We start from the raw sequence: 12896 nt of genomic DNA, 5'->3' as shown, positions 1-12896 counted from the left end.
TAAAGTTCTGGGTTCGCGACCAATTATAGGCAAGGCAGGAAGAGGGAAGGTGTGATGAGTTTGAAGGACAAGGCGTTTGCCGTGCGTGACAAAGCCTATGCCCCGTATTCCAACTTCAAAGTGGGGGCCGCGATCAAGTCCCAAAGCGGAGATGTCTTTGTCGGCTGTAATGTCGAAAACGTGGCCTATCCAGAAGGGACCTGCGCTGAGGCAGGTGCCATTGCAGCAATGGTCGCTGGTGGAGAGACCAAGCTGACAGAGGTCTACGTTGTCGCCGATGCGCCTTTGCCCGTGTCGCCCTGTGGCGGGTGCCGTCAAAAGCTGATCGAATTCGGCGCAGGAGATGTGGTTGTCACGATGGCGACCACGTCGGGCATCGAACAATCAATGACGCTTGCGGACCTGATGCCCGGTGCCTTTACAGAAGAGCATTTGGGGAACAGCTAATGGATGCACGCTCGGTCATTGCTGACCTCAGGGCAGGGCATTCCCCGTCTCAAGAGGCGCTGACGTGGTTCGCAAAAGGGCTGGCTGACCATTCCGTCAGTGATGCACAGGCTGGCGCTTTTGCCATGGCGATTTGTTTGAACGGTCTGAGCGAAACCGCTCGGGCTGATCTGACGCTGGCGATGCGCGACAGCGGTGATTGCCTTACATGGGAGTGTGACGGCCCGGTCGTTGACAAGCATTCGACTGGTGGTGTCGGCGATTGTGTGTCCTTGGTCTTGGCACCTGCGCTGGCGGCCTGCGGGGCCTATGTGCCCATGATTTCGGGCCGCGGTCTGGGGCATACGGGCGGGACGTTGGATAAACTGGAAAGCATCCCAGGCTTGCGTGTTGATCTGGAAGAAGCGCGGTTCCGGGCTGTGTTACACGACGCAGGCGCAGCGATTGTCAGCGCCTCGGCCAACATTGCCCCCGCAGACAAACGCCTTTACGCGATACGCGATGTGACATCGACCGTCGAAAGCCTCGACCTGATTACCGCATCGATTCTGTCCAAAAAACTGGCGGCAGGGCTGGAGCAATTGGTGTTAGACGTAAAGGTCGGCAGCGGAGCCTTTATGAAATCGCTGGATGACGCCCGCGCCTTGGCGCAATCCCTTGTGGGCACCGCCAATTTGGCCGGGTGTCCGACCTCCGCGGTGATCTCTGATATGAGCGCGCCTTTGGCCCCGGCCTTGGGAAATGCCCTGGAGATCAGTGAGGTTATGGGCGTTCTATGCGAGGGGCGCGAAGGACCCTTGCGCGACCTAACCTACGCGCTGGGTGGTGCACTGTTGGCGGACGCGCGGATTGCCAAAGACCCAGACGAAGGGTGCGCGATGATTGCTGATGCCATATCCTCTGGCCGCGCGGCAGAGGCCTTTGGCAAAATGGTTTACGCGCAGGGCGGACCAGTCGCTTTTGCTGAAAACTGGCAACGCTTCCTACCAGAGGCGCCGGTCATTCAAGAAGTCGCCGCGCCAGAAGCGGGCTATGTTGCAGAAATCGACGGTCAGGCGCTTGGTCTTGTGGTTGTCGATCTGGGCGGCGGTCGCAAAATCGAAAGTGATGTGATTGACCCCGCCGTTGGTCTGTCTGATGTCGTGACACTGGGACAATCCATCACAAAAGGGCAGCCTTTGTTGCGCATCCATGCGGCACGCGAAGATCAGGCAGAGCAAGCAAAACGCACCATTCTGAAGGCCATCAAGATTGGCAGCAAAGCGCCCAAGTCATTGCCGTTGATCCACGAATGGGTGCGCGCATGAGCCGGGCGTTTCTGGTTGTCATGGATTCCGTCGGCATCGGCGGCGCACCCGACGCGGATCAGTATTTCAATGGTGAAACACCTGACACAGGTGCCAATACGCTTGCCCATATTGCGCAGGCTTGTGCTGCGGGCAAAGCTGAAGATGGGCGCAGCGGGCCCTTGGGAGTGCCACATCTTGATGCCCTCGGCCTTGGGGCAGCGACACGATTGGCCTCCGGCGCCGACGTGCCGGGCCTTAACGCCACGCCAACGGGCTTCTGGGCAGCGGCACAAGAATCCTCTCGTGGGAAAGACACCCCCTCTGGCCATTGGGAACTGGCGGGCGTGCCTGTGCCATGGGATTGGGGCTATTTCCCAGACACGCGCCCGGCTTTCCCAGCGCATCTGACTGGAGCGATTATTGCGTCCTTTGGCGTTGACGGAATATTGGGCAACTGCCACGCATCGGGCACGCAGATCATCAATGAGTTAGGCGCGCTGCATATGCAAACCGGCTTCCCGATTTGCTACACCTCTGCCGACAGCGTGTTTCAGGTGGCGGCGCACGAACATAGCTTTGGCCTTGCGCGGTTGCTTTCATTTTGCGAGGCGATTGCGCCAATATTGCATGCTAGGAAAATTGGCCGAGTGATTGCCCGCCCATTTGTGGGCGACGAAGCCAGCGGTTTTCAAAGAACCGGCAACCGCAAAGATTTTGCGATCTCTCCGCCGGCGCAAGTGCTGACAAATTGGGTGCAGGACGCCGGACGGCGCGTCTATGCAGTTGGTAAAATTGGCGACATCTTTTCTATGCAGGGCATTGATGAGGTCCGTAAAGGGGCCGATGACGTATTGATGACCCATCTAAATGATCTCGTGGACAGCGCCGATGAGGGCAGTCTGACCTTTGCCAATTTCGTTGAGTTTGACAGCCTCTATGGCCACCGTCGCGATGTCAGCGGTTACGCGCGCGCTTTGGAGTGGTTTGATGCTGAAATCGGGACATTGATCCCGAAATTGCGCGCCGATGATCTTCTGCTGATCACCGCAGATCACGGCAATGACCCGACTTGGGTCGGTACGGACCACACACGCGAACGGGTGCCGGTGCTGTGCCATGGGCTTGGCACCGGGGAGGCAGGCCATATTGGATTTGTCGATGTGGCAGCGACCGTTGCAATGCATTTGGGCGTGGCGGCGCAGGGGCCGGGAAGGAGTTTCATATGAGTTTTGTTGACCTACCTAAAGTCGAATTGCATCTGCACCACGAAGGGGCCGCGCCGCCCGCTTTCATCCGCCAGTTGGCGTTCGAAAAGAAGGTCGATATCTCAAAGGTCTTTGACACAGACGGTGGCTATGCCTTCCGCGACTTTGCTCATTTTCTGTCAGTCTATGAGGCTGCGACCTCGGTTCTGAAGACGCCTGATGACTATGCGCGACTGACCCGCGCGGTGCTTGAGGAAAGCGCCGCAAACGGCGTGATCTATTGCGAAAGTTTTATTTCACCCGACTTTTGCGGGGGTGGGGATGTTGGCGCGTGGAAAGAATACCTGACCGCCATCCAAGAGGCGGCTGCGAAGGCAGAGAGGGATCTTGGCATCACGCTGCGGGGGATCGTCACCTGCATCCGGCATTTTGGGCCGGATTTGGCCAAACGAGCCGCGCTATGTGCGGCGGAAACGGCGGGTGATTGGATTGTCGGCTTTGGCATGGGCGGGGACGAAACGCGTGGCCATCAAGGCGATTTTGCTTATGCCTTTGACATGGCGCGCGAAGCCCGGTTGCAATTGACCACTCACGCCGGTGAGTTCGGCGGCCCGCAAAGCGTGCGTGAGGCGCTGAACGATTTGAATGTCGCTCGTATTGGGCACGGGGTGCGGGCCATCGAAGACCCGGCTTTGGTGCAGGAATTGGTCGCGCGGCAGGTCACGCTTGAGGTTTGCCCGGTGTCAAACGTGGTGCTTGGCCTTTATCGGGACGTGGCTGCGCACCCGATCAAAAAGCTGCGCGACGCTGGCGTCCGCGTGACTGTGTCCACTGACGATCCACCCTTTTTCAAAACAACCATGACCCGCGAATACGAGGCCCTGAATTGGGCTTACGGCTGGGACGAGGTTGATTTCTTGGCGCTGAATAAGACCGCTGCCGAGGCGGCGTTTTGTGATGAAGCGACCCGTGCGCGGGTCCTTAAGAAACTGGAGTCCACATGAGCGATCATCTGACAGTCGTTGACCATCCGCTTGTGCAGCACAAGCTGACAATTATGCGTAAGAAAGAAACCTCGACGTCGGAGTTTCGCCAGCTATTGCGCGAGATCAGCCAGCTGTTGGCCTATGAGGTCACGCGCGAATTGCCGATGACGACACGTTCCATTGAAACACCGATGCAAGAGATGGATGCCCCCGCATTGGCCGGTCCGAAACTTGCGCTGGTGTCGATCCTCCGGGCGGGGAACGGGTTGCTGGATGGCATGCTGGAACTTATCCCATCGGCGCGGGTTGGGTTTGTTGGGCTTTACCGGGATGAAGAAACGCTGAAACCCGTGCAGTATTACTTTAAGGTGCCAACACAAATTGACAAACGGCTGGTGATCGCAGTCGACCCCATGTTGGCGACAGGGAATTCGTCCGTTGCAGCCATAGACATGCTGAAAGAGGCCGGGGCGAAAGACATTCGCTTTCTTTGCTTGCTTGCTGCGCCCGAAGGGGTTGCGCGCATGAAAGAGGCGCACCCCGACGTGCCAATTGTCACGGCGGCCCTTGATGAGCGCCTGAACGAAAAGGGCTATATCGTACCGGGGCTGGGCGATGCCGGGGATCGCATGTTTGGGACAAAATAAATCATATGGGCGCTTTACTCATTTAGCGGAATAAGGCTAATCTGCCCCCTATATATTGTGGGGATGTTATGCGTTTGACCAAAGCCGTTGTGATCGCGATTGTCGCTTCGATTGCCAGTTACGATGTGGCAATGGCCAAGACATTGCGCAATGATGGCGCACCAGCAGAACTTCCTCCGGCCTCGTTTCAAGGCAACCAGTATGTTGACAGCCGTGGGTGCGTTTTTGTGCGCGCGGGGGTGAACGGCGGGACCAACTGGGTGCCTCGTGTGACCCGAGACCGGAAACTGGTCTGCGGTTTTCAACCCACGCTGAACGCCTCTGAACGCGCCGCAGCGGAACAACCCTATGAGGTGGTGCAGATCACGCCAGATGAGGCCCCGCTGCCAACGGCCAGCGCGCCGACACCTGCCAAGCGCGCGGTTGTTATGCCGAAGCCTGTGTCTCAGCCCAAAGCCATGGCGCAGCCTCGGACGGTCGCTGTGAAGCCCTCAGAGCCAAAGATGGACGCCGCCCCAGCTGTTGTGACAGTGGCAGAGGGCAAAGCCCTGCCGGAACGGGTTTTGAACCGGAAACCGCGCCGTGGTGATGTCGTTATTGAGGGCGAAGTTGCAGGCGACGTGCGTGTTGTGCCGCGTCACGTCTATGAGCAGCGGGCGAACGCTTTGGTCAAGCCACCCAAGGGCTACACACCGGTTTGGACAGATGATCGGCTGAACCCAAAGCGGGCAGAGCAAACCTTTGCTGGCAAAGCCAAGATGGATGCGATTTGGACACAAACCGTCCCGCGTCGGTTGATACTTGTGCCTGCGAAAGATCGCTCAAAATAAGCTGCATTTTTGCAACGGCCTAACGGTTGCAGATCTCTTGCAATGAGACCCATTCTCCATCTGACATGATCGGTTTGGATTGCGTCATCAAGGCATCGGCCTCGATCAATTCGATGGTGGTTTCGCCGGATATATCAACTGCATAGCCATATGGACTTGCTGGAATGCCATGCGATGTCAGGCGGTCTGCCAACGCGTTGTAATCAACTTCGGCCGGTGATTGTGTCACCAGATGTTCCGCGTAGGATTTCAAAGTTTCCGATTGCAGTTGTCCTGTGGTCAAAAGCCTGAAGCTTGCGGCGATCCCTCCGGTTTCCAACAGCGTTACCAGCGGATCAATGCGTTCGGCGCGTAGGATTTCAGCGGCCACATACCCTGCGGCAACGGCTGGGTCTTCGTGGTCTTCCAATACCTCGCGTGAGAGTAATACGACACCACCCGGCAGGCTGGCAGTGGTGCGTATGCCGCCGGGCACAACAACAATTTCATTGATGCCAAGCTCCAAGGCCAACTTACCCAAGGCACCATCAGCGATGTCCTCGTGACAGGCATTGCCTGTCGCCCGCGCCATGGTGCGCAACACGTCTTGGCCGATCACAACGCGGTTGATCTCTGGCATGACGTTGGCCACGTGATGGCGCAGTGCACCCGGAAGCCAGAAAAACCCGCCAAGTGCAATAACAGCGATGGTTGCGGCCACGACGGCGCCACGCAGGCGGCCGGGATGGGCCTCTTTGCGGTGGATGGCGCGCTGCAGTTTGCTGATCGCCGCGACCATCTCTGCTTCGTTTTCGGCGAGTTCCAAGGTTTCCGAAGGATCGCCCGCAGGGTGGTAGGTTGCTGGCAATTTCCCCGGATTGCTGCGCTTGATTGCGGGGATTGACCAATGGGTCAGGGGGCGGTCCTGCAAGTCAGAGATCACAAGCGTTGCATCCCCAATTGAGGCAATCACCTCTCGGCGCTGATCATCCGCGCTCGCACGCCAAAGGCCCGATGCTTCGAGCCGCTGATATTTGTTCAGCGCGGTCATTGCTTAAGACTGCCCTTGTGCCATTGTTGCCGCTTCTTTTGCGGCGCAGTCTACGCGCAATGACAGCCCGCTGCAATTGACCTAGAGGTCTGCCGCCCGCTTGCGCAGTTCAAATTTCTGCACTTTGCCGGTTGCCGTTTTGGGCAGCGTGTCAAAGACAACCTGTTTTGGCGTTTTGAAGCCAGCCAGCCGTTCGCGCGAGAAGGCGATTAGGGCGGCTACATCCTCGGTTGCGCCCTCTTTGAGTTCAACAAAGGCGCAGGGCACTTCGCCCCATTTTTCATGTGGCATCGCCACAACCGACGCCAGCAGGACATCGGGATGCGCCATCAGCGTGTTTTCAACCTCGACTGAACTGATGTTTTCGCCGCCGGAAATGATGATGTCCTTGGCCCGATCCGCGATCTGGATATAGCTGTCGGGATGCTGCACTGCGATATCGCCAGAATTGAAATACCCACCCTTGAAGGCCTCTGCAGTGGCTTCCGGGTTCTTCAGATACCCCTTCATCACCGTATTGCCGCGCAGGGCGATCTCGCCCGGTGTCGCACCGTCGTGCGGCACGGTTGACTGATCGCTTGAGCGCACGAGAACGGGTTCCACCATCGGCATTGCCACGCCCTGTCGTGCTTTCAGCCCAGCGGTTTGATCTTCGTCGACACCGTCCCATCGATCTGCCTGCCACAGGCATTCGGTAACGTGACCATAGGTCTCGGTCAGGCCATAGACATGGGTGACGTTAAAGCCCAGTTTTGCGACCTTGGAGAGGGTCGCTGGTGCCGGGGGCGCGCCTGCGGTGAATACCTGAATCTCGTGATCAAAATCGCGACGCTCTTCTGCGGGGGCGTTCACTAAAGTGTTGAGAACGATGGGTGCCCCGCCAAAATGTGTGACGCCCTCGTCGGCGATGGCATTAAAAACATTCGCTGCAGTGACTTCGCGGCAGCACACAACAGTGCCACCCACAATTGGGATCATCCAACAGTGGTTCCAGCCGTTGCAATGAAAAAGTGGCACAATCGTCAGGTAAACAGGCGTCTGGCCCATGTGCCAACTGACCAGCGTGCCCATCGTCATCAGGTAGGCCCCGCGATGGTGGTAAACCACCCCTTTGGGCCGCCCCGTGGTGCCAGATGTGTAGTTCAGCGCAAGACTTTCCCATTCGTCCTCTGGCCAAACCCAGCCAAAGTCCGGCTCGGCTGCACGAAGGACCGTTTCGTATTCTGGGTAGTTTCCGGTGGCAGCGATGCCTGCATTTGGGTCGGCGACCTCGATGATCGTGGGGGCGGGACCGTCCATGGCGGCAATGGATTGTTCAGCCAGAGGGATGAACGCGCTGTCCACCAAAAGCACCTTGGCCTCGCCGTGATCCAGAATGTAGGCGACAGTCGATACATCAAGCCGCGTGTTGATGGTGTTCAAGACTGCACCGCAAGCCGGGACGCCGAAATGCGCCTCGACCTGAGCGGGGATGTTTGGCAGCAGGGTGGCCACCACATCGCCGGGTTCAATGCCCATGCCTGCAAGCGCACTGGCAAGGCGGGTCACGTGTTGATGATACTCTTGGTAGGTGGCCCGATGCTTGCCGTAGATCACAGCAAGACGCTCGGGATAGATTTGCGCCGCCCGATGCAAGTGCGACAGCGGCGTTAGTGGCACATAATTGGCCGGGGTTTTCCCCAAACCGGTTTCGTCTTTCATCCATCCCATCGGAAAACCCTCCCCAGTCAATCCGAACTATAGAGAAAAGCCTACTGCGGAAGGTGCATTCGCGAAACCCGTATGAACACGTCCGTAGTTTTACGTGACGTTCAATGGGTTGGCTTTCCGCAGCCGGGCGAAACCAGCTGCGGAAGGTGAGGGTATCTGAAGTGCTTTATGCAGCCTGCGCGCCGTTGAAACGGCCATAGAAACTGTCGAGATTTGACGCCATGTCACGCAGAAGGGTCGGGCAAGCAAAGCGCGCCCCGTATTTTTCTTCGAGCGTGTCGCATTGTGCTGCGGCCCAGGGTGAACCGACAATATCAAGCCAAGAGAATGGTCCGCCCGACCAAGGTGCAAATCCCCAGCCGAGGATCGCGCCAACGTCACCCTCACGGATATCTTCCAAAACACCCTCTTCAAGCGCGCGCACCGCCTCAAGCACCTGTGCGAACATCAGACGGTTTTGAACTTCGGTGACATCGGGCTGTTCTTCCAACCGCGCGTATTGATCCTTTAGTCCGGTCCAATAGCCTTGGCGTTTGCCTTTGTCGTCGTAGTCATAAAAGCCCGCTTTGGCTTTGCGCCCCAGGCGACCTTGGCTTTCCATAAAGAAAATCACCTCATCCACCGCCTCATCTGGGTAGGCGTCGCCCATCGCGGCCTTGGTCGCACGGGCGATTTTTGCACCCAGATCGATTGAGGTCTCATCGACCAATTGCAGCGGCCCGACCGGGAAGCCGAGCAGCTGCGCGGCATTGTCGATGAGGGCAGGGGCCACGCCTTCGCCAACCATCCGCAGCCCTTCGTTGATGTAGGGGATGATGCAACGATTGGCATAAAAGAACCTAGCGTCGTTCACCACGATGGGGGTCTTCTTGATCTGGCGGACATAATCCAGCGCCTTGGCCACCGCGCGGTCGCCTGTCTCTTTGCCTTTGATGATCTCAACCAACAGCATCTTTTCGACCGGAGAGAAGAAATGGATACCAATAAACTGATCCGCTCGACGTGATGCCTTGGCCAGTTCGCTGATTGGCAGGGTCGAGGTGTTCGAGGCAAAGATCGCGTCTTTGGGAATGATTGCTTCGACCCTTTGGGTCATCTCCGCCTTGACCTTTGGGTCTTCGAACACGGCTTCAATGATCAGGTCGACGTCTTTCAGCGTATCCAGATCGGTGGTTGCGGTGATCCGTGAAAGCATCGCCTCTTTCTGTTCTGGCGTGGCCTTTTTACGCGCAATCCCTTTATCCGCATAGCTTTCCGTATAGGCCTTACCGCGATCCGCGGCCTCTTGGGTCTGGTCAATCAGCACAACGTCGATCCCCGCTTTGGCAGAGATCAAGGCGATACCAGCGCCCATCATACCCGCGCCAAGCACGCCAACCTTTTTGACCTTCTGATCGTCAACCGCAGGGCGGTTCGCACCCTTTTCCAGCGCCTCTTTGTTGATGAATAGACTCCGGATCATCGCCCCAGAGCTCGGGTTCATCAGCACATTTGTAAACCAGCGCGCTTCGATCTTTAGCGCCGTGTCAAAGGGCACCAATGCGCCCTCATAAACTGCGCTGAGCAGCGCCTTGGCCGCCGGGAAAGCGCCCCAAGTTTTGCCGTGCACCATGGCAGATGCACCAACGTATGTCATGAAACCTGCGGGGTGATAGGGTGCACCCCCGGGCATCTTGTAGCCTTTTTCATCCCAGGGTTTGACGATCTTAGGTTCGGACAAAATCCATGCGCGTGCTGCCGCCATGGGGTCATCGCTGACCTCATCTATCAGACCTGCTGCTTTGGCTTTTTGCGGATCGCTCAACTTGCCCTCCAACAAGAAAGGCGCTGCCGCCATGGCTCCCATCTTTCGGACAAGTCGTGTTGTTCCGCCCGCACCGGGGAAGATGCCGACCATGATTTCTGGCAGGCCGATTTTGGCCTTGGGATTGTCAGCAGCAAAAATCCGATGTGTCGCTAAGGGGATTTCTAACCCAATGCCCAGACCTGTGCCGGGCATCACGCAGGCTATCGGTTTTCCGCCCTTGTTGGTCTTCGGGTCCATTCCTGCACGTTCGATTTTGCGCAGGATGCGGTGCATATTCATAATGCCATCAAACAGACCTTTGGCGGGATTATCGCCGGCCATCTCTTTCATTTTGGCGATGATATTGAGGTCCATTCCCCCCGCAAAAGAGCCCTTCTTACCAGAGGTGATGATGATGCCTTTGACGTTGTCATCCGCCAGCGCCTCATCGGTGTATTTGTCCAGCAATTCCAGTGCCTCAAGGTTCAGCACATTCATGCTTTTGCCTTGGGTGTCCCAAACCAGAGTCGCGATGCCCTCGGCATCGATATTCATTGTAAAATCAGTCATGTATCATCTCCCGGATAGGGGCTGCCGTCTTTGCGGGTGAAGGCGTAACCACCTTCATCGATGGTCACTTTCATATCAAGGTCGCTGTACCACGCGATTTCGGTAGGGGTGCGCGCACCGACGGCCAGAAAGCGGACTTCTGCGTCCGACTTGTTCACAATTGTATGGCCGTTGGGATCACCTGCCGGAAAGGCCGCGCATTCTCCCGCAGTCAATTCAGTCTCGCCAGTGTTATCGACAAGAGTTGCCGTGCCATACATCACCATAACGAACTCGTCTTGGGTTTCATGCCAGTGCCGCAAGCTCGATTTCGCGCCCGGCTCCAATATGGTGATATTGGCCCCAAACTGGGTCAGCCCCGCTGCATCGCTGAAGCGCAAGCTTGACCGCCCCGCCATCTCTGCGTGGTGGATTTCGGGGTAGATGGTGCCCGTCCGAGGCGCGATTTTATCAAGATCAATCTTTGGCATCAGACACGCTCGATGATCGTTGCAGCACCCATGCCAGAGCCGATGCACAGTGTCGCCAGACCGGTTTCTTTGCCCGAACGCTCGAGTTCATCCAAGAGCGTACCGAGGATCATAGCCCCGGTTGCGCCCAGCGGGTGACCCATCGCGATAGAGCCGCCATTGACGTTGACCTTGGTCGGATCGGCGTCAAAAGCTTGCATGAACCTCAGAACAACCGATGCAAAGGCTTCGTTGACTTCAAATAGGTCAATGTCCCCAATCTCCATCCCGCTTTCTCGCAGGATTTTCTGAGTCACGGGGACGGGGCCAGTCAGCATGATTGTCGGATCGGTGCCGATCTTGGCCGTCGATCTGATGCGCGCGCGGGGTTTCAACCCCATGCGCTCGCCAAATTCTTTGTTGCCAATCAGAACAGCGGCAGAGCCGTCCACAATACCCGAAGAGTTCCCGGCGTGGTGGATATGCTCGATCTTCTCTAGATGCGGGTATTTCATCAGCGCGATCTTGTCGAAACCGGGCATGAATTCACCCATGTCTTTAAACGAAGGCTTCAATACGCCAAGTGACTGCATATCGGTTTCGGGGCGCATGTATTCATCGTGCGAAAGGATCGGCAGGCCATTGATGTCTTCAACCGGAATGATGGACTTTTCAAAATGACCGGCATCCCAAGCCGCTTTGGCACGACGTTGGCTTTCGACCGCAAGCGCATCCGCCTGATCGCGCGTAAACCCATATTCGGTCGCGATGATGTCTGCGGAGATACCCTGCGGCACAAAGTAGTTGTCAATTGCGATGGAGGGATCAACGGCAATAGCGCCGCCGTCCATGCCCATCGGCACGCGGCTCATACATTCGACGCCACCTGCAATGTAAGCGTCACCGCCGCCGCCGCGCACTTGGTTTGCGGCCATATTGACAGCTTCAAGACCCGAAGCACAAAAGCGGTTGATCGACACGCCGGGGATGCTCTCATCAAGGTCCGAGGCAAGAACCGCCGTGCGCGCCAAACACGCCCCTTGTTCGCCGACCTGAGTGACATTGCCCCAGATCACGTCCTCAACTGCATGGCCTTCCAGATTGTTGCGCACCTTTAGCGCATTCAAAACCGCGGCACTCAGATAGGGCGCACTCACTTCATGCAGCGCACCATCCTTGCGGCCCTTGCCGCGCACAGAGCGCACGGCGTCATAGATAAAGGCGTCAGACATGCTCTTCTCCTTACAAGCCACGATCACTTGGGTGACCGGGCATCAAATCATAGGGGTGTTTCCAACCTGGCGTGGCCTCGATATTGGCGAGCCAGCGGTCGATATTTGGCCAGGCCTTGCGGTCAAATCCGTAAGGCTCCGGGTAAAAGAGGTAGCCGCAGCAAGAAATGTCGGCATTGGTGATCGCATCGCCAACGATCCAGTCTCGCCCCTCCAAATGACCCTCTAGAACTTTGTAGGCGGCTTGCAGACGGCCTTGCAAGAAAGCGATGGCCTCGGTCGGGCGCTTGTCTTCGGGAATGAAATTCAAAAGAAATCGTGTGATCCCGTTTTGTGACGAAAGCTTGTGGTTGTCCCACAGCACCCAACGCAGAATTTCGTAACGCTCTTGGTCGTTTCGCCCTCCGAACTTACCAGATTTGTCGGCGACATATTGTTGGATCACGCCCGATTGCGTTAGCTTCAAGTCGCCGTCGACCATAACGGGCACTTCGCCCATCTCGTTCACGGTGTTGAGGTAAGCCTCGCTCCGAGCCTCCCCATTAAAGAAATCCACATAGACCGGCTCCCACGCGAGCCCCGAAAGTTCCAGCGCCAGCGCGGCCTTGTAAGCGTTTCCGCTTTCGCCAAAGCAATAAAGTTTGATGGTCATATGCGCCTCATGGGTTGACGGGTCACGCTGGGGGTTTCACACCCCCAGATCCCCGTGGAGTAT

General features: G+C 57.1%; 12 protein-coding genes. 6 read left to right on the top strand and 6 right to left on the bottom strand.

Annotated features, from left to right (window positions below; translation table 11 throughout):
• The first annotated feature begins 54 nt into the window (after positions 1 to 54).
• The 6 genes from BUA39_RS13185 (at position 55) to BUA39_RS13160 (ending at position 5404) form a co-directional block, all read left to right on the top strand.
• Positions 55 to 447 carry a cytidine deaminase gene (locus tag BUA39_RS13185; RefSeq protein WP_072793677.1) on the top strand — a complete coding sequence of 131 codons (393 nt, stop codon included), beginning with the start codon at positions 55 to 57 and terminating at the stop codon, positions 445 to 447.
• Positions 447 to 1754, top strand: coding sequence for a thymidine phosphorylase (locus BUA39_RS13180; protein ID WP_072793676.1), 1308 nt, complete (start codon positions 447 to 449; stop codon positions 1752 to 1754). The genes BUA39_RS13185 and BUA39_RS13180 overlap by 1 nt, the downstream gene beginning before the upstream one ends.
• Positions 1751 to 2962: a phosphopentomutase gene (locus BUA39_RS13175; protein WP_072793744.1), complete on the top strand. Its 1212-nt coding sequence runs from the start codon at positions 1751 to 1753 to the stop codon at positions 2960 to 2962. The genes BUA39_RS13180 and BUA39_RS13175 overlap by 4 nt, the downstream gene beginning before the upstream one ends.
• Entirely contained in the window at positions 2959 to 3945 is a 987-nt protein-coding gene (locus BUA39_RS13170; protein ID WP_072793675.1) for an adenosine deaminase, read from the top strand. Before BUA39_RS13175 ends, BUA39_RS13170 begins: the two co-directional genes overlap by 4 nt.
• Complete coding sequence (gene upp, locus BUA39_RS13165; protein WP_072793674.1) at positions 3942 to 4574, top strand: uracil phosphoribosyltransferase; 633 nt, start codon at positions 3942 to 3944, stop codon at positions 4572 to 4574. Before BUA39_RS13170 ends, upp begins: the two co-directional genes overlap by 4 nt.
• Positions 4575 to 4642: 68 nt before the next feature.
• Positions 4643 to 5404 carry a hypothetical protein gene (locus BUA39_RS13160; RefSeq protein WP_072793673.1) on the top strand — a complete coding sequence of 254 codons (762 nt, stop codon included), beginning with the start codon at positions 4643 to 4645 and terminating at the stop codon, positions 5402 to 5404.
• 19 nt (positions 5405 to 5423) lie between these two features.
• Here the strand turns inward: BUA39_RS13160 and BUA39_RS13155 are convergent, their stop codons facing one another.
• From BUA39_RS13155 to BUA39_RS13130, 6 genes are all read right to left on the bottom strand, one after another.
• The gene (locus tag BUA39_RS13155) at positions 5424 to 6434 is read right to left on the bottom strand and encodes a hypothetical protein (protein ID WP_072793672.1); all 1011 of its coding nucleotides are present in this window, start codon (positions 6432 to 6434) and stop codon (positions 5424 to 5426) included.
• An 81-nt stretch (positions 6435 to 6515) separates the two neighbouring features.
• The gene (locus BUA39_RS13150; protein WP_072793671.1) at positions 6516 to 8144 is read right to left on the bottom strand and encodes an AMP-binding protein; all 1629 of its coding nucleotides are present in this window, start codon (positions 8142 to 8144) and stop codon (positions 6516 to 6518) included.
• Between the two features lie 166 nt (positions 8145 to 8310).
• Positions 8311 to 10500: a 3-hydroxyacyl-CoA dehydrogenase NAD-binding domain-containing protein gene (locus BUA39_RS13145; protein WP_072793670.1), complete on the bottom strand. Its 2190-nt coding sequence runs from the start codon at positions 10498 to 10500 to the stop codon at positions 8311 to 8313.
• A complete protein-coding gene (locus tag BUA39_RS13140; protein WP_072793669.1) occupies positions 10497 to 10970 on the bottom strand; it encodes a cupin domain-containing protein in 474 nt (157 codons plus the stop codon). Before BUA39_RS13140 ends, BUA39_RS13145 begins: the two co-directional genes overlap by 4 nt.
• A complete protein-coding gene (locus BUA39_RS13135) occupies positions 10970 to 12181 on the bottom strand; it encodes an acetyl-CoA C-acetyltransferase (RefSeq protein ID WP_072793668.1) in 1212 nt (403 codons plus the stop codon). The genes BUA39_RS13140 and BUA39_RS13135 overlap by 1 nt, the downstream gene beginning before the upstream one ends.
• Before the next feature lie 10 nt (positions 12182 to 12191).
• Positions 12192 to 12833 carry a glutathione S-transferase family protein gene (locus tag BUA39_RS13130; RefSeq protein ID WP_072793667.1) on the bottom strand — a complete coding sequence of 214 codons (642 nt, stop codon included), beginning with the start codon at positions 12831 to 12833 and terminating at the stop codon, positions 12192 to 12194.
• Positions 12834 to 12896: the final 63 nt, after the last annotated feature.

The sequence above is a fragment of the Cognatishimia maritima genome (genome assembly GCF_900129685.1).
Taxonomy (GTDB): Bacteria; Pseudomonadota; Alphaproteobacteria; order Rhodobacterales; family Rhodobacteraceae; genus Cognatishimia; species Cognatishimia maritima.
This window is presented reverse-complemented; position numbering and strand designations above follow the sequence as displayed.

Coding starts and splice junctions, on each gene's coding strand:
- BUA39_RS13185 (WP_072793677.1), top strand. CDS start 55: ATGAGTTTGAAGGACAAGGCGTTTGCCGTGCGTGACAAAGCCTATGCC.
- BUA39_RS13180 (WP_072793676.1), top strand. CDS start 447: ATGGATGCACGCTCGGTCATTGCTGACCTCAGGGCAGGGCATTCCCCG.
- BUA39_RS13175 (WP_072793744.1), top strand. CDS start 1,751: ATGAGCCGGGCGTTTCTGGTTGTCATGGATTCCGTCGGCATCGGCGGC.
- BUA39_RS13170 (WP_072793675.1), top strand. CDS start 2,959: ATGAGTTTTGTTGACCTACCTAAAGTCGAATTGCATCTGCACCACGAA.
- upp (WP_072793674.1), top strand. CDS start 3,942: ATGAGCGATCATCTGACAGTCGTTGACCATCCGCTTGTGCAGCACAAG.
- BUA39_RS13160 (WP_072793673.1), top strand. CDS start 4,643: ATGCGTTTGACCAAAGCCGTTGTGATCGCGATTGTCGCTTCGATTGCC.
- BUA39_RS13155 (WP_072793672.1), bottom strand. CDS start 6,434: ATGACCGCGCTGAACAAATATCAGCGGCTCGAAGCATCGGGCCTTTGG.
- BUA39_RS13150 (WP_072793671.1), bottom strand. CDS start 8,144: ATGGGATGGATGAAAGACGAAACCGGTTTGGGGAAAACCCCGGCCAAT.
- BUA39_RS13145 (WP_072793670.1), bottom strand. CDS start 10,500: ATGACTGATTTTACAATGAATATCGATGCCGAGGGCATCGCGACTCTG.
- BUA39_RS13140 (WP_072793669.1), bottom strand. CDS start 10,970: ATGCCAAAGATTGATCTTGATAAAATCGCGCCTCGGACGGGCACCATC.
- BUA39_RS13135 (WP_072793668.1), bottom strand. CDS start 12,181: ATGTCTGACGCCTTTATCTATGACGCCGTGCGCTCTGTGCGCGGCAAG.
- BUA39_RS13130 (WP_072793667.1), bottom strand. CDS start 12,833: ATGACCATCAAACTTTATTGCTTTGGCGAAAGCGGAAACGCTTACAAG.